The sequence below is a fragment of the Chryseobacterium suipulveris genome (genome assembly GCF_022811685.1).
In the GTDB taxonomy this organism is placed as follows: domain Bacteria; phylum Bacteroidota; class Bacteroidia; order Flavobacteriales; family Weeksellaceae; genus Kaistella; species Kaistella suipulveris.
Window position 1 is genome coordinate 2730681 of the sequence record NZ_CP094532.1, and the last position, 23983, is coordinate 2754663.

The following is a 23983-nucleotide window of genomic DNA, read 5'->3' on the forward strand; positions in this document are numbered from 1 at the left end:
TAAATTTTACCTTTGCCAAAAATATTGGGTTTTGTATAAAAAATTACTGGGACAGACTGCGCTTTACGGACTTACGACGGTGGTGATTCGCCTGTTCCCGTTCATCATCAATCCTTATATTACGAAAGCATTCGGACCAGAAGCGTATTCGCCGTTTGCAGATTTCTACTCTGTTGCCGGTGTGATCGCGGTGCTTTTGACCCACGGAATGGAAACGACTTTTTTCCGTTTCGCTCTGGAAGAAAAAAATGATAGAAAACTCATCTCGACTTCTTTCTTCAGCGTTTTGGCGGCGACAATTTTATTTCTGGTTTTTTCGCTGCTTTACCGAAACGAATTGGCAATTGCCTTCAAAACTCCAACCCAAGTCGATTTGCTGACTATTTTAGTGGTGATCCTTTCGCTGGATGCATTTTGTGCAATGCCTTTCGTGTTGCTCAGAAAAAACGAGAGACCCATTAAATATGCCTCGATAAAGATTACGAACGGAATTATCAACTTCGTTCTGGTAATCTTTTTCCTACAGATTTTACCGAGATTTTCAGACGGAATTTTCGGCTTGAAATACAGCCATCAGTTTGGGATCGGTTATGTTTTTGTGGCAAATCTCGTGGCAAGTGCGGTGACTTTCATCCTTTTATTTAAAGAAATTTTCATCGCGAAACTGAAAGACTTCTCCGTTGAACTCTGGAAAAAAATGATGAAGTATTCCTGGCCGATTATGATTGCTGGATTGGCTGGAATTATCAATGAAACTTTCGACCGACAGTTTCTGAAGTTCCTGCTTCCCGACGAAATCGGACGCCACGAACTGGGAGTTTACGGTGCGGTTGCTAAGATTGTGACTTTCGTTATACTTTTTCGGCAAGCGTATGTTTTGGGAATCGAGCCATTTTTCTTCAGTCATTCCAAAAACGAAAACGCAGGAAAAACCTATGCAAAACTGATGGATGTCTTCATTGCGGTGAACTGCATGATCGTACTTTTCCTTTGTGTGAACCTCGACTGGATTTCTAAATTTTATTTAAGAAACCCTGAATATTACGAGGGAATTCCGATTCTGCCGCTGCTGTTTTTTGCGAGTTTGTTTCTGGGGATTTACCTCAACCTCTCGATTTGGTATAAACTTTCAGACAGGACGATTGTTGGTGCGTATATTTCTTTTATCGGAGCGGCGGTCACGATCGCGATCAACTTCTACTTCATCCCAAGATACGGATATTGGGCTTCAACCTGGGCGACAATTTCATCGTATTTTGTAATGATGGTCGTGTCCTATATTTGGGGGCAGATCAAGCATCCGATTCCGTACAACCTCAGCAAAAATGTGACGATAATCCTGATAACAATCATTGTTTCACTCGCATATTATCAAAATTTAAAACACAATGTTTTGCTGGGAAATATTATCTTTATAGTTTTATCAGCCATTTTGATCAAGACTCAAAACCTTGTCCCGCAAAGTATCATTAACAAAATAAAAAGGTAGCCCATAATGAAGATCAGGATTATCAATAAGTCGAAGCACGCCTTGCCAAAATACCAAACCGCGCATTCCGCAGGAATGGATCTTTATGCCAATATTGATCAAGGTTTCACGCTTTCAGCTCTGGAAAGAAAACTTGTCCCGACAGGACTTTTCATTGAACTTCCCGAAGGTTATGAAGCACAAATCCGGCCCAGAAGTGGTTTGGCAATAAAAAACGGAATCACGGTATTGAATTCTCCCGGAACGATCGATGCAGATTACCGCGGCGAAATAGGGGTGATCCTCGTCAATCTTTCCAAAGATGATTTTACGGTGAACGACGGCGACCGAATTGCGCAAATGATTATCGCCAAACACGAAAGCGCAGTTTGGGAAGAGGTCACAGAAATTAACGAAACCGAGCGTGGTGAAGGCGGATTCGGAAGCACTAAGATTTAAAACTCAAATATTTTATTGCTGAACGCCATTCTAATATTTATTGGAAGCAGACAGCTGAACATTTAAATAATAAATATGAAAATTATTGTACCAATGGCTGGAAGAGGTTCCAGATTAAGACCTCACACGTTAACCATTCCAAAACCTTTAATTCCAATTGCGGGAAAACCAATTGTACAACGACTTGTAGAAGATATCGCAAAAGTGGCGGGAGAGAAAATCGATGAAATCGCATTCATCATTGGTGATTTCGGGCCAGAAGTTGAAGCGTCCCTAATCCAGATTGCCGAGAAACTGGGCGCGAAAGGAAGCGTTTACACACAGGATGAACCATTAGGAACAGCACACGCGATAAAATGTGCAGAAAACTCAATGCAGGGCGATGTTGTAGTTGCGTTTGCAGACACTTTGTTCCGTGCAGATTTCAATTTGGATAAGAATTCCGACGGTGTAATTTGGGTGAAGAAAGTTGAAGATCCTTCCGCTTTTGGTGTTGTGAAATTAGATGATTATGGCTTTATTACCGATTTTGTTGAAAAGCCAAAGCAATTCGTTTCCGATTTAGCGATCATTGGGATCTATTATTTTAAATCTGCGGAAAAACTGATGTCGGAAATCAATTATATAATGGACAAAGACATTAAAGATGGCGGTGAATATCAACTGACTACAGCCCTTGAAAACCTTCGCCAGAAAGGAGCAAAATTCTCTTTAGGAAAAGTGGACGACTGGATGGATTGCGGGAACAAAAACGCCACAGTTGAAACCAACGGAAAAGTGCTCAACTACGAAAAAGAAGAGTTTTCGCACTATCCTACTTCGGCTACCATTGAGAACTCACTGATCATCCCACCATGCTTTATTGGCGAGAATGTAAAAATTTCGAATTCCAAAATCGGTCCTTTTGTTTCTTTGGGGAATAATACCTGCGTCATCAATTCCAATATCGACAATTCGCTAATTCAGGAGAATACAGTGATCGACCACGGAAACCTCAGCAATTCCATGATTGGGAGCTCGGCAAAATACTTCGGTGTTGCGCGTGAAATTTCGCTCGGCGATTATTCCGTTCTCGATTTTCTGTCGAAAGATTAAATTTTAATTTTATCAAAATACTTCAACCCAGCCACACAAAACATTTTGTGTGGTTTGGCGTTAATATTGCAAACTTTCTTTAGATTTTAAAGAAACAGAAATGAAAAAATATATCCTCGCAATAATTGCATTAATAATTGTAGCTTCGTGCAAAACAAAGACTGCGGTCACACCGCCAATAAGCGCGAGTACTCCGATTGCTTCCAATACCGAATTCTTTAGTAAAATTAAGGAAAAACCGAATTTCCAGCAGTTGAAAATCAACTCCAAAGTGAATGTGGAGACGGGGAGTTATATCCCCACTTTAGATGCGACCATCTACATCGAAAACGGCCAGAAAGTATGGATGAATATGCTTGCAGTTTTCCTGAACGTGGGACGCGGAATCGCAACTCCCGATGGAATCCGCGGATACGAAAAGTGGAACAAAACCTACATCGAATCCGACTTTACGTATCTGAACAATCTGATGAATGTGAATTTCATCGATTTCAGTTCGCTCCAGAATCTTTTGACGGGTAGAAACTTCGTGCCGATCAACGAAAAGGATTTTATTCTCACCAAAAATGCACAGGGCTACTCCCTGAATTCTTCAAAAAACCTCATCTTTCAGAACAAGGGTAAAACTTCTGAATACGCGGTTTCTTTGGACTATTCGAACGATTTCGATTTGATGAGGGTGAATTTGAAGGACATGAAGTCCGCCGACAATCTGGAAGTTTTATACGGAAACTGGGAGAGTTTTGAAAACATGAAAATCCCAAAAAATGTTAAAATAATTATAAAAGGTTCAAAAGCAAGCCAGATTCTGTTAGAAAACACGAAATTTGACAGTTCTAAAATGGAGACGCCGTACTCTGTTCCCAACAATTATACGAAAACTGAGATTAGATGATTAAGAGAATTGGCTTTTTAATAGGAATTTTTCTGTTCGGATTTTTTTCTGCCCAGAAAAAGGAACAACTTCAAAAGCAAAATGCGGAACTGAAAAAACAAATCGCAGCAATCAACGCCAATCTTGCAAAAACCCAGCAGGAATCCAAACTTTCCATCGCTTATCTGAACGATGTGGACAAGAAAATCCAGCTTCGTGAAAAAGTCTATATCAATACCCAAAAAGAAAAAAAACTGATAGAAGACGATATCTATCTTCGACAATTAGAAATCAACCGACAGAATAAGGAACTTGCAGTTTTAAGAAAGAACTACGCTGAAGTGTTGGTGAAGGCGTACAAGAACAAGGGAGTTCAAAACAAGGTAACATTTATTTTATCTTCAAAAAATTTAGGCGAGGCGTTACGAAGAGTTCAGTATTTAAAAGATTACTCCGATTATCAGGACAAGAAAGCTGCCGAGATTAGCGATGCAGCGAAAAAGCTCCAACAAAGTGTCGCCTTAAGACAACGTTCGGTGAAGGACAAAGAAGTTTTGCTGACCAACCAGCAGAAAGATCTTGTAACCATTGAGGCAGAAAAGAAACAAAAGGAGAATCTACTTCAGGAGTTCAAAAAGAATGAAGTACAGCTTACCGCAGAACTGAAACAAAAACAGCAAGAATCGAAAAAACTCGAGGCGCAGATTCGTTCAATTATCGCTGAAGAAATTAGAATCGCAAAAGCAAAGGAGGAGGAAAGAAAGAGAGAAGAAGCTGAAAAAATCCGTTTGGCTAAAATTGCAGCTGAGAAGGAAAAAGCGAGAATTGAAGCAGAAAACAAAGCCAGACTCGAAGCGCTCGCTCTCGAAAAGAAACGTGCAGATGAAGAGGCAAAACGTTTGAAAGATATAGCCGACAAAAAAGCTGCTGAAGAAGCAGAACGTGCAAAAATTGCAGCAGCAGCCGATGCAAAAAAATTGGAAGATGCCAGAAAAGCTGCAGACGCCGAAAAAGCAGAAGCAAGAAGATTAGCCGCGGCAAAAGAAGCTGCCGACGCTGCAGCAAAAGCAAAAGAAGCTGCCGATAAAGCCGCTGCAGCAAGAGCCGCAGAAGCTACTCTTGCCAAGAAAAACGAAGACGACAAAAAAGCCGCAGAAACGAAAGCAATGACCAACTTCGGTGTTTCAACTGCCGTCGGAAACAACTTTGCCGCTAATCGCGGTAGAATGGGAATGCCTGCTTACGGAACAATTACCCACCGGTTCGGACGACAGCCGCACCCGGTCTTCAAGAATATTGTGGAAGAAAACAACGGAATCAAAATCGCTGTTACCAAAGGAACCATCGCTAAATGTATCGCTCCAGGAACTGTTTCGCGTATTGTGGCTTCAGGAGACGGCTCAAAAATGGTTTTCGTAAAACACGGCGATTATTTCACGATTTACGCAAATCTTTCCACAACCATGGTCTCAGCGAATCAGCAGGTTTCCGCAGGAACGTCGATCGGTGCTGTTGGTGAAGATTTCGACGGAACCTATACGCTTGATTTCCAGATTTGGAACGGGACCAATCCTGTGGATCCACTGAGTTGGGTAAATTAAAAATAAACTTTAACTTTACAGAAAATTTTTTGAGATGATTACATTAACAATAATGGCGCTTTCGTGGCAACATTTACTCATCGTAGCGATCATCGTGCTTGTGCTCTTCGGTGGAAGAAAAATTCCGGAAATGATGCGTGGACTCGGTTCAGGAATCAAGGAGTTTAAAGACGCGGTGAAGGAAGACGATAAGAAACCTTCAGAACAGCAAAAATCGAATTCTGATACGGCGAACTAAAAGAAAGAACTATGAGTTTTACGGATCAAGCTTGGGAAATCTTTGAAAAGTCGATTTCTGATTATCATATTAAAGATGATGTAGATACACCTGTTGACAATCCCTACAAAGCCGAAAGTTTGGAACGGCTTTTGTATGCTAAGAATTGGATTGATACCGTTCAATGGCATTTGGAAGATATTATTCGTGATGAAAATATTGATCCCACTGAAGCTTTGAAAATAAAAAGAAGAATAGACTCCTCTAATCAGCAAAGGACTGATCTGGTGGAGTTTATCGACAGTTGGTTCCTGAACAAATACAAAGATATCGCACCAAATAACGATGCCAAAATCAATTCGGAAACTCCAGCTTGGGCAGTTGACCGCCTTTCGATTTTGGCACTGAAAGTTTATCACATGTCGCTCGAAGCGCACAGGGAATCCGCAAGTATGGAGCACAGACAGAAATGTACAGAGAAACTAAATGTTTTACTCGAACAGAAAAAAGACCTGTCTGAAGCAATCAACCAGCTGATTTTTGATATTGAGAACGGTAAAGTTAAGATGAAAGTTTACAAACAAATGAAGATGTATAATGACGAAACACTTAACCCGGTCCTTTATCAAAATGTAAAAAATGGGTAAACCTGGACTTATTTATCTTCTTTTATTCTTTCTTTCAGTATCCTGTTCGGTAGAGAAGCTCAACCTTTCGCCGATCAACGATTCGGTTTCGGGTAAATCGTCATCCACCATCAATTATCCTGAAAAAAAGAACCTTATTGTTTACTCATCAGAGATTACAGGATTAATATCGAGCATTCCAAAGTTCAAGAACGACGCCGTAAATGCTGAGATCGCGGTGATGAAGTACCATTTGAAGGACTATATCGATGCAATGGAGGCCTATAATATCAACGGATTAAATTCTGCACAACGGAAATTCGAAAGATCCTACAAAAAAATCCAAAGTTTACGAAAATATTTGAAACCAGAAGATGATGCGATTCTGAACCGGTATCTGGTAAGAATTAAGACCAATATGACTTTACTTGAAAGCAATCTGCCGAAAGACTCAATCAACTCACCTACCAAATACTAATACCCTTCATGCTAAAAATTCAAGCCGAATCGAATGTTCCCACTGAATATGGAACATTCCGAATGATTGCAATTTCCGAAAACGAAAGCGACTGGATGCCACACATGGCAATTATCGCCGAGAATACAGATTTCTCAAAACCTGTGAACGTACGCTTTCATTCAGAATGTATCACCGGTGAAGTTTTCCATTCCAGAAAATGTGAATGCGGCCAACAATTGGATGCAGCTATGAAATACACCCACGAAAATGGCGGAATTATTGTTTACCTTCGCCAGGAAGGAAGAAATATCGGGATCATCAACAAACTTCGCGCATACTCTTTACAGGAAAAAGGTTTGGATACCGTTGAAGCCAACGTGAAACTGGGACTTCCCGCAGACGACAGAGATTTCGATGCAGCGATTGAAATTCTCAATATTTTGGGAGTAAAGGAAATCAACCTTCTTACCAACAATCCCGAAAAAATGAAGGTGGTGCGGAAAAGCAACATTCGACTTATTAAGAGAATTCCGCTACAAATCCATTCCACAAACGAAAGCAAGGGTTACCTTAAGGTGAAGAAAGATTACTTCGGCCATCTCTTGGAAGATGAAAACAAATAATTGGCGACACGTTTAAGCATCACACGCTTTCCAAACAGCATCATTTTGGGGAACAGCGGCAACAATCTCCAGATTTTCTTTAGTTACAGGATGAATCAGCTCGAGTTTTCTGGCGTGCAGATGTATTCCACCATCCTGGTTTGAGCGGGGAGAACCATATTTCAAATCTCCTTTGATAGGAACTCCTATTTTCGAAAGCTGTGCACGAATCTGGTGATGACGACCCGTTTCGAGGTCAATTTCAAGCAGTTGGAAATTATCCAAATACTTAATTACCTTATAGTTAAGAATTGACTCTTTAGCTCCTTCTGTCGGTTTTGGAAACACTGTGGCTTTGTTGGTTTTCTCGTTTTTCTTTAGATAATGAATCAGCCGTTGCGATTGCGGAATCATTTCTTTAGCGACAACTGCCCAATAAGTTTTCTTAACTTCTCTATTTTTTACCATTTGGGTTAACCGCGAAAGTGCTTTGGAGGTTTTCGCATAGATTACCAAACCCGACGTAGGACGGTCAATTCTGTGAACAAGACCTAAAAAAACATTTCCCGGTTTCTGATCCCTGATTTTAATAAAATTCTTGATAAGCTCCAGTAAGGATTCGTCCCCTGTTTTATCGCCCTGAACAAGCTGACCAACTTTTTTATTGACCACAATAATATGGTTGTCTTCGAAAACGATTTGGGATTCGGAAAAATTTGCTGGGTTTTGCATTAATGTTATTTAACACCCCAAAATTAAGGCAATTTAGAAAGACATGGAAGTTTTTAGTCCTCTGTTTCGGAAATGTATTGAGCAAAAAACAACCTTTGCGAATCGAATGCAATATCTTCAAGGTTGATTTGGTTCCTTTTTAACCATATCGTTTCTGAGATTTCTGAGATTTCCAGCTGGATATCGAATTTTTCGTCAACCTCATACTCGTAAAAAAGATCCAGAGTGTTGTATGGAATGTTCTTGTAAACATACACATTTGGCAAACTTGTAGCATATTTGAGCTTGGAGGCATCAACCGTTATGTTCATCTCCTCATGAAGTTCGCGAACACAGGTTTCTTCTGCACTTTCTTTGGGGTCAACAAAACCTCCCGCCAAGTCCAGCTTACCTTTTTTTGGTTCCTGATTTCGACGTGTAAAGAGAATTTCGTCGCCACATTTAATAATCACCGCAACTGCTCCTGCAACGTTATGAAAAAGCACATAATCACAGCTTCCGCAGCTCCACTTCTTCTCACCGTTCCATTCCAGGGTTTTGTTCCCGCATTTGGGGCAGAATTTCAGTTCTTCCATTAAGCCATGTTTCTTGGATGAAAATTCAGGATTACATCACGAAGTTCCTCATTTTTGAGATGGGTGTAGATTTCGGTCGTAGTAATACTCGAGTGTCCCAACATTTCCTGGATATATCTCAAATCAGCGCCATTTTGCAAAAGGTGGGTTGCAAATGAATGCCTGAATGTGTGTGGAGAGATTTTCTTGTTGATGCCCGCTTTATCGGTAAGTTCCTTGATGATGATAAAGACAATCACCCGCGACATAGCCGAACCTCTGCTGTTTAGGAACAGGATGTCTTCACACTTTTTATTGATTTTATATTTGGAACGCACCTCACTGATGTATTCCTTAATGAGTTTGGAGGTCCAGTTTGCTAATGGAACAAATCGGGATTTATCGCCTTTTCCGTCAACTTTCAGGTAAAGTTCCTTGAAATTGATATTAGAGATTTTAAGGTCGATGAGTTCAGAAACCCGTAATCCACATCCGTAAAGAACTTCGATCATACAGTGGTTTCTGCGGCCTAAATCTGTACTGATATCAATCGCGCTAATTATTTTTTCAACATCGTCAAAACTTAGTGTGTCTGGAAGATAAAGTCCGAGTTTTGGGCCTTCAAGCAAAGAGGAAGGATTGTCAGTACGCACCTCGTCATCTACAAGATATTTGAAGAACGCCTTAATTGAAGAAATCCATCTTGCCTGAGTTCTCTCACTGAACTTTTTCTTCGACAGCTGGAAAAGGTATTCCTGAAGGTTTTCGTAGGTAATTTCTAAAGGACCAAGATTATCCATTTCGGAATCCGCGTAATCCCTTAATTTTCTGATATCTCTAAGATAAGCATCCAAGGTGTTATCCGAGAAATTTCTTTCAAACTTCAAAAAATTCTCAAAGTCTTTAATTTTTTCATCCCAAGTCATCATGTTTATGTTTTTAGTTTTTAAAGGAGTTGTTCCTTGGAAATCTTTACGATTTCAATACCGTGGTTTTTAAGAAACTCAATCCCGTCATTGTCGGAATAATCGTCTGTATAAACCAATTTTTTAATACCTGCCTGCAAAACGAGTTTGCTGCATTCTTTGCACGGCGACAAAGTTAAGTACAGCGTCGCATCTCTTGCAGATTGTGTGGAACCTGCCAATTTCAGAATTGCATTTGCTTCTGCGTGCAAAACATACCAATGGGTTTTTCCCGATTCATCTTCACAGCAGTTTTCAAATCCGGACGGAGTGCCGTTATAGCCGTCAGAAATTATCATTCTGTCTTTTACGATCAGCGCTCCTACTTTTTTTCTTTTGCAGTAGGAGAGTTTTGCCCATTCTTCCGCCATTTTTAAATAGGCGATGTCAAATTTAGTAATGATCAAAATTATTAAATTGCTTTATCGATTATTGGTTGAAAACCTTAGAATACTGGTTTTCTTTTTTCCATGAAAGCGGTTACGCCTTCCTTCTTATCATCCATCTCAAACAATTCGCCAAAGGATTTAATCTCGGTTTCAAAGCCGCGTTCGGTTTCGGACAAGTTTACTGCCTCTATTGCTTTTGAGATTGCCATCGGAGAGTTATTTGCGATTGTTGCGGCAAGTTCTTTTGCTTTTGAGACAAGATCTTCCTGGCTGAAAACTTCGTTTACCAAACCGATTTCTTTTGCTCGTTGTGCGGGAATCATTTTGGCCGAAAAAATCAGCTCATTTGCCAATCCTTTCCCTACAAGTTTAGGAAGCCGCTGAGTTCCGCCGTATCCCGGAATCAGCCCCAAAGTTACTTCTGGAAGTCCGAGACGCGCATTATCAGACGCGTAGCGAATATGGCACGACATTGCCAACTCCAAACCGCCACCTAAGGCAAACCCGTTTACTGCCGCAATTACGGGTTTATTTAAATTTTCAATTTTATCAAAAAGGATGTTCTGTCCATTTCTTGCCAACTGTTCTGCAGCTTCTTTTCCAAAGTCAGAAAACTCTTTAATGTCTGCTCCTGCAACGAATGACTTTTCCCCACTCCCTGTAATAATTGCCACTCTAATATTTGAATCTGTTGAAATCTCGTCTAAAACAGCACTCAGCTCGGAAATGGTTTTTGCATTCAGTGCATTTAGACTCTGCGGTCGGTTGATGGTAACCAACGCGATTTTTCCTTCTGTTTCAAAGATTATGTTTTCGTAAGTCATATTCAATTATGATTATAAAATATTAGACTGCAATGTAAATATTTATTTTCAGATTAAAAAGAGTTAAATCACCCAATATTAATTTTAATAATCGATGATTTTAATTAAAAATATTAATCATATTTTAGCGTGGTTCATCATATTAACATCAATATTCACTTGAAGAGCCATTGCTATTTTCATTCCCATTTCAATATTTGCCCGGAAAAAATGACAAAGCTGCCGATTGATGATTTCATCTTTTTTGGGTCCAGAAATCCCTTTCATAGACTGCACGATGTTGTAAACCAGATGGTCCCGCTCTTGCTGATCCATAGCTTTACTGTAAAGCAATCCCGGTTGTGTGTAATGGTCGTCGTCATTTTCGTTTCGGTTAAAATTTCCAACTGAGGTTCCATCGAGTTCATATTCGAAATCGCGGTAGGATTCGTCCACGGTATTTCCGTCAAAACTGTTTGGGAAATAATTTGGTGAGTCGCCGTAGCTCGATGAATCCGCCATTAAACCGTCTCTTTGGTAATTTTTGAAACCAAAAGGACATCGGTTCACCTCCAGTAAATGTGCGTTTACACCTAATCTGTAGCGGTGCGCATCGGGATATGAAAACAATCTTCCCTGAAGCATCTTGTCGGGTGAGAAACTAATTCCATTTACCAGATTCGCAGGTGAAAACGCAGCTTGTTCGACGTGGGCGAAATAATTGACGGGGACTTCGTTCAGCTCAATTTCACCGACTTCGATTAAAGGAAACTCGTCATGAAACCAAACTTTCGTCACGTCAAATGGATTCCAGCGAAATTCTCTCGCTTGATCTTCGGTCATTACCTGTATATAAACCGTCCACTTCGGGAAATCGCCCATTTCGATCGCATTCACCAAATCTTCCTGTGCAAAATCAGGATTCTCACCCCTCATTTTCACGGCGTCATCATGAGTGAAATTTTTTATGCCCTGCTTGGTTTTGATGTGGAACTTCACCCATACCCTTTCGTTTTGTGAATTAATCATTGAAAAAGTATGCGATCCGAAACCGTGCATATGCCGATATCCAAACGGAGTTCCTCGATTAGACATCAAGATCAACACCTGATGAAGTGATTCTGGGTTTAAGCTCCAGAAATCCCACATCATTGTTGCACTTTTCAGGTTGGTTTTGGGATGCTTTTTCTGGGTATGGATAAAATCAGGAAACTTCTTGGCATCCTTGATAAAAAAAACAGGAGTGTTGTTACCCACCAAATCCCAATTGCCGTCTTCCGTATAAAACTTAATTGCGAATCCGCGTGGATCTCTCTCAGTATCCGCACTTCCCTTTTCTCCTCCAACGGTGGAAAACCTGGTGAATATTTTGCAGTTGTTACCCACTTTCGAGAAAATCTTTGCCTTTGTATATACTGAAATATCGTGGGTCACCGTAAACTTGCCGTAAGCTCCCGTTCCCTTTGCATGAACAATTCTTTCAGGAATTCTCTCGCGAACAAAATGTGCAAGATTTTCCTGCAAAATAAAATCCTGTAGCAAAACAGGGCCTCTCCTGTCAACAGTCTGGGAATTCTCGTGGTCGAAATATGGTGCGCCTGAAGTTCGGGTAAGCTTTTTATTACTCATGATTCCTGAATATTTGTGAAAACCAAATTTATTCAAAAATTGTCAGAAAACCGTAAATTGTAAGTATATTTGTAATAGACTATATTTATGAAATGAACATTCAACAATTGGAATACCTTATCGCGGTAGATAAGTACAAGCATTTTGGAAACGCAGCTCAAGCATGTTTCATCACTCAGCCCACATTAAGCGCAATGATCCAAAAATTTGAAGATGAGATGGACGTGAAAGTTTTTGACCGGACAACTCATCCAATCCGAACAACCGATGTCGGTTCCCAAATTATCATTGAAGCAAAAAAAGTAATCGATGCGGTAAACGAGCTTAAGAACAAGGCGAGCTTGCTCAACAATGTTTTGGCTGGAAAGCTTAACTTAGGAATTATCCCGACAGTTTCAGGGTTTCTGTTGCCAACCGAGATTTTTGACTTTCTTCGGCAAAACTCAAAAATTGAGCTGAACGTGAAGGAAATGACCACGGATAATATTATTAAAGCATTGAAAACCGGTGAACTCGATGCTGGAATAATCTCTACACCCTATACTGCCGCAAACGAATTTTACCATGATCACCTTTTTAATGAAGAATTAATGATCTACACTTCTGATGACGAAGGCAAAAATGAAGACGACAGCTTTGTGATCCCCGAAGAAATTGATGTGCAGAAAGTTTGGCTACTAGAAGAGGGAAACTGTTTGAGAACCCAGTTTGAAAATATCTGTGAACTTCGCGAAAATGCAATGAAACCGAAAAATCTGGAATTTGTTGCTTCGAATATCAACACGCTCATTCAAATGGTAGATAAGTTAGGCGGAATAAGCATTCTGCCTGAGTTAGCGATAGACCAACTTTCGGAAAGACAAAGAACGAAAGTAAAACACTTCCGAAAACCATTCCCTTACAGAAAAATTTCGATGATTTATTACAAACCAACCTATAAACAGAAAATTCTGGATGAGCTCATTAACACCATTTCCGGTTCGCTCAACCCGAAACTTAATTTCCACAAAAATCCAGAGGAATTTGTGGCAGTAAAACCCCAATGATTTTTATTAGCCGCATAAATTTTGTGATTCACCAAAATGTAATTAAATTTGCAACCGAATAACTTTCGAGGAAAAATTTGTACTGATTGCAACCTCCATAAAAAATGCTAAAACAGATTCTTCTCTTTTAGTTCCACTTGTAATCTTTCCGACTTTTTCCTGAATTTTTTAACTAAAAACATTAGGAATATGTCTTATTTATTTACCTCTGAATCTGTTTCAGAAGGGCATCCGGATAAAGTAGCCGATCAGATTTCCGACGCGCTTATTGATAACTTTCTGGCAAATGACCCCAACTCAAAAGTAGCATGCGAAACGCTGGTTACAACAGGACAGGTTGTTTTGGCAGGCGAAGTAAAATCAACTGCATACCTCGACGTACAAAGCATCGCTCGTGATGTGATCAATAAGATTGGTTACACAAAAGGAGAATATATGTTCAACGGTGATTCTTGCGGTGTAATCTCTGCAATCCATGAGCAATCTCCAGACATTAACCAGGGTGTTGACCGTGCATCTAAAGATGCAGATTTCGAAACAAGAGCAAACTCACAGGGAGCAGGTGACCAGGGAATGATGTTCGGATATGCGACCAATGAAACCGAGAATTATATGCCACTTGCACTGGATCTTGCACATACGATCCTCAAAGAACTATCTGAACTCCGCCGTGAGAATGCCGCCATCAAATATTTGCGTCCTGATGCAAAATCACAGGTTACGATTGAATATTCCGACGACCACAAACCAATAAGAATCGACTCTATCGTAGTTTCAACGCAGCACGACGAGTTCGGAAGCGAGGAAGCGATGCTGGCTAAAATCAAAAAAGATATTATCGAAATCCTGATTCCGAAAGTTAAAGCAAAACAAAAGCGGGAAATCCAGGATCTTTTCAATGACAAGATCAAGTACCACGTAAATCCTACCGGAAAATTCGTGATCGGCGGTCCACACGGAGATACAGGTTTGACTGGAAGAAAAATCATTGTTGACACATACGGTGGAAAAGGCGCACACGGAGGTGGAGCATTTTCAGGAAAAGACCCGTCAAAAGTGGACAGAAGTGCGGCATACGCTGTTCGACATATCGCCAAAAACCTTGTAGCAGCAGGAGTAGCAGATGAAGTTTTGGTGCAGGTTTCCTACGCAATTGGCGTTCCAGAACCGTGCGGACTTTACATCAACACTTACGGAACTGCAAAAGTTGACCTCCATGATGGTGAAATCGCCAAAAAAATTGAGAAGATTTTTGACTTGAGACCTTACGCAATTGAGCAAAATCTCAAACTTAGAAATCCTATTTATCAGGAAACGGCTTCTTATGGACACATGGGAAGAGAGCATTATATTGGCGACAAAACATTTAAAAACCCCGATGGAACTACCTTTACAGTAAAGGACCTGGAATTCTTCACCTGGGAAAAATTAGACAAAGTTCAGGAGATTAAGGAAGCTTTCGGACTGTAAACCGAATACCATAAAATTAAAACTGCTTTTTCGAAAATGATTAAGCAGTTTTTTTTAACTTTAATGCATCAAAACAATCATAAAATTATGAAGCAACTACTCTGCCTGATTCTTTTCATTTTAGCGTTCAGCTCGGGAAAAGGGCAGTTTACAATGCACAAGATGGTTACTGTGGGATACGCGTATCAGAATCAGAGTTTTGGAGAAGTTGGCGGAAAGTTGCTATTTTTGAAAACAGATGATGTGATTTACCGAATTGGAGCGTCTGCATTATTTGGACGTGTGAATTCGAAATTTGTTGCAATGCCGAAAATTCAGGGAGACATCTTGCTAAACTTTGAAAAAAATGTCGACCTCTACCATTCCTGGTATTTTCTGGCGGGTGCCGAAGCAACAAATAAATATGTCGCACCCAAAGTCGGAGTCACTATGTTTGGACTGCTTGATCTAACTGGAGGTTACGCATTTTCCATTGATAGTAAAGGGTTAAACGGAAAAAAATTAGATGGACTGAATATTAATTTCACACTAAACATCCCTCTTGTTCTTCTTCACGAATACCTTAAATAAAGATTTTTTTAATTTTTTTGATACTTTTTAACGTTGTATTAACTTTTTTACTAATTTAGCCACTCACAAAACCACAGATTATCGATTTCATACTCTACTAAATTTATAACCACGGCATCATTAACCCAAAACATCATGGTGGGTTATGCCGTGGATAAATAAAAGGAGAGACACAATATGAACACTTATACAGATAGTCGGCTAATTTCCCTATTTACAAACGGTGACGAAAAGGCACTTTCAGTACTCATTGAAAGGCATCAGAACGATCTTTTTTCCTTCATTTATTACAAACTGATGGATGAAGATATGGCGAACGATATCTTTCAGGACACCTTTATGAAAATTATCGCTACCTTAAAAGAAGGAAGGTACAACGAGGAAGGAAAGTTTATTCTATGGGCTAAAAGAATCGCGCATAATTTGATTATCGACCATTTCCGGCTCAAAGCAAAACACAACAAAGTTTCGGAATCTTCCTACGACAACGAGGAATTCTCAATCTTCGACCTGATTTCATCAAAAGAGGAAAATATCGAGGAACAGTTGGTCAGCAAACAAATTTATGACGACCTCACGAAAATGCTGAAATATCTCCCGGAAAACCAGCAGGAAGTCATCAAACTCCGTTTTTATGACGGATTAAGCTTCAAAGAAATCGCTGAACAAACGGATACAAGCATCAACACCACATTGGGTAGAGTGCGTTATGCGCTTATCAACCTAAGAAAAATAATGTCTGACCACAAAATAATATTAACCCGATAATAATATTTTTACAATAGTTCCGTTTTTATGTCAAACAAATTCGCCTATGAAAAAAATTGACACTTTAAACGAAAAACTTTTGAAACCCAGAAAGCAGACAATCGATTTTCTACTGAGCTACTCGAAAAGCTTAGAAAAAATGAAACTTAAGAACAAAAACATCTTAGTTTCTAAAAATTAAAATAATAAATTTGTGCCGTATGAAAATTCAGCACATTTTTTTTGACCTCGACAACACACTCTGGGATCACCGGAAAAACGCCTACCTCACCTTACAGGAAATTTACAGACGGGAAAACGTACAGGAAAAACATCAGCTTGGGTTCGAAGATTTCCACAGGGAATATTTCACGATCAACGAGCGGCTTTGGGCACAGATCCGCGATGGAGAAATCGACAAGGAATACCTCCGAAAACACCGCTTTTATGACTCGTTTCTCTTCTTTGGAATTGATGATTTCGATTTGGCGCAGGTTTTCGAACAGAATTTTCTTGATGAGATTTTGAACTACAATGATCTTGTCGAAGGATCGTTCGAAATTCTGGAATATCTTTCCGAAAAAAATTACCGACTCCACATCCTTTCAAACGGATTTAAGGAGGTTACCTCAAAAAAGTGTGAACTTTCGGGAATAAAGAACTATTTTGAAACCATCACGAGTGCCGATGAAATCAACATCCGCAAACCACAACCTGAGATTTATGAATATGCATTAAAAAAAGCGGGAGCTTCTGCAGAAGAAGCTGTAATGATCGGTGATGACTGGATTGCAGATGTGGAAGGTGCGAAATCTTTTGGTTTGAAGGTCGTTTTCTTTGATGTTTTTAACGACAATTTCAGCGCGGAAAACGTTATGGTCATAAAAAAACTGGCCGAACTGAAAAATCTTTTCTAAGCAGCTAAACAAAAAACGCATTGAGAGTCAATGCGTTTCATTTTGGGTGGATGATGGGTCTCGAACCCACGACCTTCGGAACCACAATCCGACGCTCTAACCAACTGAGCTACAACCACCGTTTTGTGGGTGCAAATATAGCACTTTTGGAAAGATTACAAAATTATTCCTTCAAAATTTTTGAGAGCGATCAGTTTCTCGGTTGTGAAACCTTCTGCAAACTCCACTCCTGAAAGCCGACCCAAATCCTGCGCTCGGTAAGTCAAGCTTTCCAGGAAGTCTTTCGTCGCAATGGGTGTCATCGGTTCTTTTGAATCCGGATCGTAAAACTGGGTTTTGTAACAAAGACAAACTTCAATCTTCTTTTCCATAAAAGCAGAAATGTCCACCACGAAATCCGGTTCGATATTTTTCCACTGAATGTAGTGAAACACGTGTTTTGGACGCCACGGTTTTTGATTTTCACCTTCCGAAACCGTTTCGATTTTCAATAATCCCGCAAGAAAACAGGAGTCGGAAACCAGTTTTGCCGCTTTCGCATGATCAGGATGACGGTCATCGATTGCATTTGCCAAGACAATTTCCGGTTGATATTTTCGAATCATTTTCACGATCTGCATCTGGTGTTCCTCATTATTCAGTAGAAACCCATCCTTCATCTTCAGATTTTCCCTTGCAGAAATCCCCAGAGTTTTAGAGGCATTTGCAGCTTCTTCGGCTCGAGTGTAGTTCGTTCCCCTCGTTCCAAGCTCGCCTTGAGTGAGGTCAACGATCGCCACTTTTTTACCTTCAGAGATTAATTTCGCCAAAGTTCCGCCACATCCAAGTTCCACATCATCGGGATGTGCACCGATTGCTAAAATATCTACCTTCATTATTAAGAGTTTATTTTAATCAAAAATATTTAGTTTCCCGAATCAGCATAGATTGTTGTAAGAAACTGTGCGTAGGATTGTTCCAGTTTGATAATGTCTCCTGATTTAATACTGATTCCGGCACTTCCGTAAGGATTTTCGTGAACAGAAAATCTCGCGAGCTGAAAAAACTGCACGGGTTGGTTCTCCTGTCCCGTAACCTTTATGGACGAACCGAGAAATTTTCTTGTAGAAATCGTGTAAACACTTCCTTTTTCAAGAATTATGCGTCGATAGGTTCTGGGCGCAAGAACTATTTTCTTGTCATTAATAGAAATCGTTTGCGGCTTTGATGCGGATGAAATCAGATAAATTACATTATCCTCTTTCGAAAAATTTTCCGGAGCCACATAAAAAAGACTCAATTTATAGTGGACTGGATCAAATTGCGGTGCGTTTCCGTCAATACTCTCAAAATGTTTGAAAGCAAATGCATTTGCGCCAATTTCTTTAGCTTTTTTATAAACTTTACCAAACATTTCAGGATCATTCGAGGAGAAACCCTGTATTTCAATTTCGCCAAGATACTCTGCTGAAGTTGTTTCAGGATTTACTTTATAAAAGAATTTGTCAGTATTGGCATGTGTTTTTTCTATTTTATTAAAGATTACATTCTGCCCGTTAACAAAACAGCCAAAACCAATCATCAATAAAAATATTAAACTTTTCACTTTTGTTCTTTTGTAAGTATTTCGATACATTCTTCTAACGAGTTTTCCCAATGTTTGGGTTCGATGCCGTAATATTTTTCAATCTTGTCTAAGGACATGGTACTTCTTTTCGGACGTTTCGCCGGTGTTGGAAACTGTTCGGTAGTTATTGGGTTCAGTTTAACTTTTGAGTCCGAAAACTCTGCGATTTTAGAAGCGAAACCAAACCAAGTTGTTTCCGGTTGGTTTGAAAAATGGAAGATTCCATAAGTTTTGTGGTCAGATTCGATAATGTTCATCACCGCTTCCGCTAAATCATTGGCATTGGTTGGCTGCCCAAACTGGTCAGAAACAATTCCTAATTCCTCTTTGGTTGAAAAAAGGTTGAGCATCGTTTTCACAAAATTCTTGTTGAATTCGGAGTAAAGCCAGGATGTTCGGATTACAATGGTTTTAGGATTAATGTCCAATGCAAACTCTTCACCTTTCCGCTTGGAAGCGCCATAAACTCCTTGCGGATTGGTAAAATCGTCTTCGGAGTACGAAATATTGGTATCACCATCGAACACATAATCGGTCGAAATATGGATGAGCGTGCAATTGTATTCGGCACAGGATTCTGCAAGATTCGCAACACCGTCCGCATTTACCGCAAATGCTTTTTCAGATTCGGTTTCCGCTAAGTCAACCGCGGTGTATGCAGAAGCGTTAATACAGTAATCTGGTCGATAATCGTAAAAAAAATCTTCTACACTTCCCCGATTGGTAACGTCAATCTCGTCTGAATCTGTAAATGTGAATTCATAACGGTCTTCAAAATCAGGCGCTATCTTTCGAAAGCAGTTGCCGAGCTGCCCATTTCCACCTATAACAAGTATTTTTTTCATTGTTTTACTGCTGATTTATTGAGTTTTCTTAAAGCCGCCACTCTGGACTGGAAATCCTTTTCCGGCAATTCTGTTAAAAATCGGGTCAAGAGTTTTTTAGTATCTTCCGGATGTGGCAATGATTTTCTGGTTTTTAGGTCGAAGTAGATCACGGTCAACCATAAAACACTGTGAATGGTTTTCCCGTCTTCGCTTTTCATGATGATTTCGACTTTTGAAAGCCGGTCGCCAATCTCGATTGTCTTGCTGGTGATAATGACTTTTGCATTATACCGAACTTCTTTCAGGTAGGCAATCTCATTTTGTACGGTGATCCAGGTGCAGGCGGTTTTTCGGGTGTATTCCTCGTAGGTAAATCCGTAACCCTTTTCAACGTGATCCTCTCTTGCATTAAGCATATATTCGAGGTACTTAACGTTATTGAGATGACCGATTGGATCGCAATCGCTGAATCTTACTTTTACAACGCTCGAAAGTTCTTTCTCCATTCTGCAAAATTAAAAAAACCACCCCAAATTCGGGATGGTTTTCAGTGTTAAGTTTATTTCTTAAAGACCAAGCTCTTTTTTCACTAAAGGAGTTGCGTCTGCTCCACCTTTGTAGATGAGTGCACTTGAATCAATGATAAAGTCGAAACCGTTAGCTTTTGCTACCTTATTTACCGCGTTGTTCAGCTTTTCGATGATTGGCTTTACTGCTGCGTCTCTTCTTTGTGCCAAATCATTCTGGGCGGTTTGCTGAAGTTGTTGCAAATTCTGTTGTTTCTTTTGCAATTCACCTTCTTTAGCAGTTCTTTGTGCTTCAGTCATTTTAGCTCCTTCCGCTTGGTAATTCTGCACTTCTTTCTGGAAAGCTTCCGCCTGCTTGTTAAGCTCATCACCTTTTATTTTGCTGAAAGAATCTAAATCGGTAGTCATCTTTTTAGTTTCAGGCATTGCAGCTAAAACAGCTTCATAATCCATTGATGCAATTTTCTGGGCTTTTGTAATTCCTACAGCTAAAAACATCATTGCTACTGCAAATAATACACTTAGTTTTTTCATAATTGAGGTTGAATAAATTGTTGTTTTTGTTTTCTTATTTTATTGTTTCTGCCGCCTTCATTGCTCCATCTTCCAGCTTTCTCGAATCACTTTTCGAACTTTGGATCGCCGATCTTGTCGGGCTTCCTGATGATTTTACAGGAGCTCCCTTCACTGGCGCCGGTTCTGCTTTGGAAGGCACATTTTTCAGCAGCAAATCTAACACTTTATCCGTATAATCATATCGTTTATCGAGAAAAATTACACTGATGTTGTTGCTTTTATCAAGAACTATGCCTAAAGTATTTTTTTCGGAAACGGTCTTTATCGCGTTCCAAATTTGGTCCTGAAAAGGTTTGGTCAACGTGGATCGAGCATTGTTTACATCTCCCAAAGCACCAAAACGGTTGTTAATCATCGATTTTATTTTTTTGTCGAGGTCATTCACCTCCTTTTCCCGCTGTTTCAGCTGGTCACCTACCAATAGTACTTTTTCGTTTTCGAACGACAGTTTTTTCTTTTCGTACTCTGTCTGCAATTCCTGAATTTCTGCTTGCCAACTTGTGATTTGCGAGTTTAGTCGCGCTTCAGCGTCTTTGTATTGAGGCAGTTTGTTCAGAATATAATTGGTATCAACAACCCCAATCTTCTGTGCGCTCAATCCCGCAGAGAAGATTATCAGGAATATTGAAAGTAATCTTAGGTTTTTCATCTTAATAATATTTTATAGCGATTGGTTCATCAAGAAGTGGGTCTTCCAACCTGCAGGTTGAGTTGCATTAATCGGCTTATCGAATCCGTAGGCAAAATCAAATCCGATCAAACCAAAAGCTCCCATGTAAACTCTAACTCCGAATCCGGCAGAACGCTTCAACTGGAACGGGTTATAAGTTCCGTAAGAATTCCATGCGTTTCCTGCTTCAAGGAAGGTAAGTCCGAAAATTTTTGCCGTTTGGTTAAGCGAAATCGGATACCTCAACTCAAGAGCGTAGCGGTTATAGATTGTTGCTCCACCATAAGGTGTCACATCTTCACCTCCAGTGCTTCCACCTGCTGACGAAGCGTTTTCGTATCCGCGGAGCGGCACAAGCTCACGGCCGTCAAATCTTCCACCTAAAAGTCCAGTTCCCCCGACATAAAATCTTTCAAATGGCGGTGGTCCCAACTCTTTGTTATAACCGTTCAGGAATCCCGTTTCCGCACTTGTTCTCAGTACCAGTTTACCTATAACGGTGTTGTAAATATCGGCTTTTAATTTCACTTTGTAAAATTCAAGCCACTTATATTTTTCTGTAGCAGTCATTGTCGAATAATCCTTATTCGAGAACAAGGAATATGGCGGTGTAAATTTAACCGACGCCTCGATATTAGATCCCTGAGTTGGGAAAATCGGGTCGAAACCTGCTGAGTTTCTGCTCAAACCAACATTAAAGCTAAAGTTTTTTGCAGATCCGTAATATTCTGTTGTATTCCCAAACTGGAATGGATAGTTTGCGAAATCATAACTCTGATACTGAATTCCGGTATAGACCGAGAAATAATCATCGGGCCATCTCAGAAGTCGGTTTAATCCAACACTTGCAGAGAAAATATTCAATTTCTGAACTTCGCCGTTCATATCGTTGTACCGCACCAATGATTGGTTAACTCCGACAGAGAGTGCGGTTGGTCTTGTTCCGAAAAGCCAAGGTTCGGTAAATGAGATTCCATAATTCTGGAAAAACTGACCTGCTTGCGCCTGTATCGACAGTGTTTGTCCGTCTCCTTGTGGAACCGGTTTGAAGTCTTTGAATTTCAAGAAGTTTTTCAGTGAGAAATTGTTGAAGGTTAAACCCAGAGTTCCGATAAACGAACCGCCACCGTAACCTGCCTGCAACTGAACCTGTGATGAACCTTTCTCAACGAGCGTCCAATGGATATCTACTGTGTTGTCCTGCGGATTCGGAGAAACCTGTTGTCCAATCTGCTGAGGATCGAAAAACTGCATCCCTGCCAAATCGAAATAGGTTCTCTTAATATCGCTTTTCGCAAAAAGACTTCCTGGTTTTGTTCTTAGCGAGCGCAAAATTACGTGGTCGTGAGTCGTGGTATTTCCGCTCCAGGTTACTCGGTTCCATGTCGCTTTTTCACCTTCGTTAATTCGGATTTCCAGGTTGATGGAATCACCGACTACCGATTTTTCTATCGGTGTCACGTTAGAGAACAGGTAACCGTTATTCATGTAGATTGACTTGATGTCGGAATCATCTTCTTTACCTCCATCTTCGCCCACTTTCTTGTTAAATCCAACTGCATCGTAGATATCGCCGGTTTTGTAGCCAAGTATTTTCTGTAGGTAATCTGTAGAGAATGCCGTGTTCCCAAGGAAATTGATGTCGCCGATGTAATATTTTTTACCTTCGGAGAGCTTTACATTGATTTCGTAATCATTTTTTGCATTTCTCCATACGGAATCTGAAACAATTCTCGCGTCCCGGAAACCAAGTGAACGGTAATAGTTGATTAGGTTTCTTTTATCTTCATCATATTTTTCCTGGATGAATTTTGACGGTTTCATGATCGCTCCGATCCCGATAAGTCGTCTTTGCTTAGTATCTTTAAATCCTTTCTTCCTTAATTTGGCGTCTGAAACATTATCATTTCCTTCAAATTCGATGTGGCTGATTTTTATCCTTTTACCTTTATCTACATTGATAGTCCAGTCGACCAAATTCGGATCCTGTGCATTTACTTTGTCCTGAATGGTAATTTTGGCATCGGCAAAACCTTTTTTCACATATTCTTTGGGAATATTGGTTTTGAGTGTTGAGACGAGGTTCTGCGTGATTTTGGTTCCCGGTTTCAGCTTGTTGTCTTTGGCCATTTTCTCGCTTTTGGACTTGCCGATCCCTTTGCCGGTAAATTTCACTTCACCCAGTTCTTTCAAGTCCTGAAGATTAAACCTCAGAATAACCTGCTCACCTTCAATGCTTTGAACGTAGACCTCAACTTCAGAAAACGACTGGGTTTCCCAAAGTTTTTTGATGGCATTGCTGATTTTCTGCCCTGGAATTTCTACACTTTCATTTTTGTTCAGTCCCGTAAATCTTAAGATTTGAGCGGGAGTATATTTTTTTACACCATCTACAATGATATCTTTCAGGATATAGGTTCCTGCCTGATTTTCGGCGTAAACCGGATTCTGGTCCTGATGATTCTGTTCGGGTGTAACCTGCCCGTAGAAATGAGCGGAAGCCACAAACATGATGATGGGTAAGATTTTAAACTTCATTTTTTATCTTGCTAA

The 23983-nt window shown here is 40.1% G+C and carries 27 protein-coding genes and 1 tRNA gene; 14 read left to right on the plus strand and 14 right to left on the minus strand.

The annotated features are described in order from the left end of the window. Positions 1 to 31: 31 nt before the first annotated feature. From MTP09_RS12880 to ribA, 9 genes are all read left to right on the plus strand, one after another. On the plus strand, positions 32 to 1489 hold the full coding sequence (locus tag MTP09_RS12880) for a lipopolysaccharide biosynthesis protein (RefSeq protein WP_243548757.1): 1458 nt from the start codon (positions 32 to 34) through the stop codon (positions 1487 to 1489). Positions 1490 to 1495: 6 nt separating this feature from the next. Next, a complete protein-coding gene (gene dut / locus MTP09_RS12885) occupies positions 1496 to 1927 on the plus strand; it encodes a dUTP diphosphatase (RefSeq protein ID WP_243548759.1) in 432 nt (143 codons plus the stop codon). 75 nt (positions 1928 to 2002) lie between these two features. Beyond that, a complete protein-coding gene (locus MTP09_RS12890; protein ID WP_243548761.1) occupies positions 2003 to 3022 on the plus strand; it encodes a sugar phosphate nucleotidyltransferase in 1020 nt (339 codons plus the stop codon). 100 nt (positions 3023 to 3122) lie between these two features. After that, positions 3123 to 3917: a DUF4292 domain-containing protein gene (locus MTP09_RS12895; RefSeq protein ID WP_243548762.1), complete on the plus strand. Its 795-nt coding sequence runs from the start codon at positions 3123 to 3125 to the stop codon at positions 3915 to 3917. Next, a complete protein-coding gene (locus tag MTP09_RS12900; protein ID WP_243548763.1) occupies positions 3914 to 5497 on the plus strand; it encodes a M23 family metallopeptidase in 1584 nt (527 codons plus the stop codon). The genes MTP09_RS12895 and MTP09_RS12900 overlap by 4 nt, the downstream gene beginning before the upstream one ends. Positions 5498 to 5531: 34 nt before the next feature. Further along, positions 5532 to 5735 carry a Sec-independent protein translocase subunit TatA/TatB gene (locus MTP09_RS12905; RefSeq protein ID WP_243548764.1) on the plus strand — a complete coding sequence of 68 codons (204 nt, stop codon included), beginning with the start codon at positions 5532 to 5534 and terminating at the stop codon, positions 5733 to 5735. 11 nt (positions 5736 to 5746) lie between these two features. Beyond that, complete coding sequence (locus MTP09_RS12910; RefSeq protein ID WP_243548765.1) at positions 5747 to 6361, plus strand: DUF4254 domain-containing protein; 615 nt, start codon at positions 5747 to 5749, stop codon at positions 6359 to 6361. Continuing rightward, a complete protein-coding gene (locus tag MTP09_RS12915) occupies positions 6354 to 6818 on the plus strand; it encodes a hypothetical protein (RefSeq protein ID WP_243548766.1) in 465 nt (154 codons plus the stop codon). Before MTP09_RS12910 ends, MTP09_RS12915 begins: the two co-directional genes overlap by 8 nt. Before the next feature lie 8 nt (positions 6819 to 6826). Then, positions 6827 to 7423 carry a GTP cyclohydrolase II gene (gene ribA / locus MTP09_RS12920; protein ID WP_243548767.1) on the plus strand — a complete coding sequence of 199 codons (597 nt, stop codon included), beginning with the start codon at positions 6827 to 6829 and terminating at the stop codon, positions 7421 to 7423. A gap of 12 nt (positions 7424 to 7435) precedes the next feature. Here the strand turns inward: ribA and MTP09_RS12925 are convergent, their stop codons facing one another. The 6 genes from MTP09_RS12925 to MTP09_RS12950 form a co-directional block, all read right to left on the minus strand. Continuing rightward, positions 7436 to 8134 (minus strand): RluA family pseudouridine synthase, encoded by a 699-nt coding sequence (locus MTP09_RS12925; protein ID WP_243548768.1) that lies wholly within the window; start codon positions 8132 to 8134, stop codon positions 7436 to 7438. 53 nt (positions 8135 to 8187) lie between these two features. Further along, positions 8188 to 8709, minus strand: coding sequence for an NUDIX hydrolase (locus MTP09_RS12930; RefSeq protein WP_243548769.1), 522 nt, complete (start codon positions 8707 to 8709; stop codon positions 8188 to 8190). Next, positions 8709 to 9614, minus strand: coding sequence for a site-specific tyrosine recombinase XerD (xerD, locus tag MTP09_RS12935; RefSeq protein WP_243551668.1), 906 nt, complete (start codon positions 9612 to 9614; stop codon positions 8709 to 8711). The genes MTP09_RS12930 and xerD overlap by 1 nt, the downstream gene beginning before the upstream one ends. 20 nt (positions 9615 to 9634) lie before the next feature. Continuing rightward, positions 9635 to 10054: a deoxycytidylate deaminase gene (locus MTP09_RS12940; RefSeq protein ID WP_396022260.1), complete on the minus strand. Its 420-nt coding sequence runs from the start codon at positions 10052 to 10054 to the stop codon at positions 9635 to 9637. 44 nt (positions 10055 to 10098) lie between these two features. Beyond that, entirely contained in the window at positions 10099 to 10866 is a 768-nt protein-coding gene (locus MTP09_RS12945; RefSeq protein ID WP_243548770.1) for an enoyl-CoA hydratase-related protein, read from the minus strand. Positions 10867 to 10983: 117 nt separating this feature from the next. Beyond that, positions 10984 to 12474 carry a catalase gene (locus MTP09_RS12950; RefSeq protein WP_243548771.1) on the minus strand — a complete coding sequence of 497 codons (1491 nt, stop codon included), beginning with the start codon at positions 12472 to 12474 and terminating at the stop codon, positions 10984 to 10986. 92 nt (positions 12475 to 12566) lie between these two features. Between MTP09_RS12950 and MTP09_RS12955 the strand changes: the two genes are divergently transcribed. The 5 genes from MTP09_RS12955 to MTP09_RS12975 all read left to right on the plus strand — a co-directional run bounded on the left by MTP09_RS12955 (position 12567) and on the right by MTP09_RS12975 (position 17224). Beyond that, positions 12567 to 13520: a LysR substrate-binding domain-containing protein gene (locus tag MTP09_RS12955; protein ID WP_243548772.1), complete on the plus strand. Its 954-nt coding sequence runs from the start codon at positions 12567 to 12569 to the stop codon at positions 13518 to 13520. Between the two features lie 189 nt (positions 13521 to 13709). Further along, the gene (gene metK, locus MTP09_RS12960; protein ID WP_243548773.1) at positions 13710 to 14990 is read left to right on the plus strand and encodes a methionine adenosyltransferase; all 1281 of its coding nucleotides are present in this window, start codon (positions 13710 to 13712) and stop codon (positions 14988 to 14990) included. An 87-nt stretch (positions 14991 to 15077) separates the two neighbouring features. Further along, positions 15078 to 15560, plus strand: coding sequence for a hypothetical protein (locus MTP09_RS12965; protein ID WP_243548774.1), 483 nt, complete (start codon positions 15078 to 15080; stop codon positions 15558 to 15560). Positions 15561 to 15737: 177 nt separating this feature from the next. Continuing rightward, complete coding sequence (locus tag MTP09_RS12970; protein WP_243548775.1) at positions 15738 to 16328, plus strand: RNA polymerase sigma factor; 591 nt, start codon at positions 15738 to 15740, stop codon at positions 16326 to 16328. 200 nt (positions 16329 to 16528) lie between these two features. Then, positions 16529 to 17224, plus strand: coding sequence for a YjjG family noncanonical pyrimidine nucleotidase (locus MTP09_RS12975; RefSeq protein WP_243548776.1), 696 nt, complete (start codon positions 16529 to 16531; stop codon positions 17222 to 17224). A 45-nt stretch (positions 17225 to 17269) separates the two neighbouring features. On the opposite strand, the gene MTP09_RS12980 is transcribed toward MTP09_RS12975, so the two are convergent. From MTP09_RS12980 to MTP09_RS13015, 8 genes are all read right to left on the minus strand, one after another. Next, a tRNA-His gene (locus MTP09_RS12980) sits at positions 17270 to 17343 on the minus strand. A gap of 36 nt (positions 17344 to 17379) precedes the next feature. Further along, positions 17380 to 18099, minus strand: coding sequence for a bacillithiol biosynthesis deacetylase BshB1 (gene bshB1, locus MTP09_RS12985; protein WP_243548777.1), 720 nt, complete (start codon positions 18097 to 18099; stop codon positions 17380 to 17382). Positions 18100 to 18128: 29 nt separating this feature from the next. After that, positions 18129 to 18809, minus strand: coding sequence for a hypothetical protein (locus tag MTP09_RS12990; RefSeq protein WP_243548778.1), 681 nt, complete (start codon positions 18807 to 18809; stop codon positions 18129 to 18131). Further along, positions 18806 to 19675: a dTDP-4-dehydrorhamnose reductase gene (gene rfbD / locus MTP09_RS12995; RefSeq protein ID WP_243548779.1), complete on the minus strand. Its 870-nt coding sequence runs from the start codon at positions 19673 to 19675 to the stop codon at positions 18806 to 18808. Before rfbD ends, MTP09_RS12990 begins: the two co-directional genes overlap by 4 nt. Continuing rightward, the gene (locus tag MTP09_RS13000; protein WP_243548781.1) at positions 19672 to 20163 is read right to left on the minus strand and encodes an acyl-CoA thioesterase; all 492 of its coding nucleotides are present in this window, start codon (positions 20161 to 20163) and stop codon (positions 19672 to 19674) included. Before MTP09_RS13000 ends, rfbD begins: the two co-directional genes overlap by 4 nt. Positions 20164 to 20223: 60 nt before the next feature. Next, complete coding sequence (locus MTP09_RS13005) at positions 20224 to 20718, minus strand: OmpH family outer membrane protein (protein WP_243548783.1); 495 nt, start codon at positions 20716 to 20718, stop codon at positions 20224 to 20226. Between the two features lie 34 nt (positions 20719 to 20752). Next, positions 20753 to 21409, minus strand: a complete 657-nt coding sequence (locus MTP09_RS13010) for an OmpH family outer membrane protein (RefSeq protein WP_243548790.1) — start codon at positions 21407 to 21409, stop codon at positions 20753 to 20755. 12 nt (positions 21410 to 21421) lie between these two features. Beyond that, positions 21422 to 23968 (minus strand): BamA/OMP85 family outer membrane protein, encoded by a 2547-nt coding sequence (locus tag MTP09_RS13015; protein WP_243548792.1) that lies wholly within the window; start codon positions 23966 to 23968, stop codon positions 21422 to 21424. Between the last annotated feature and the right edge of the window lie 15 nt (positions 23969 to 23983).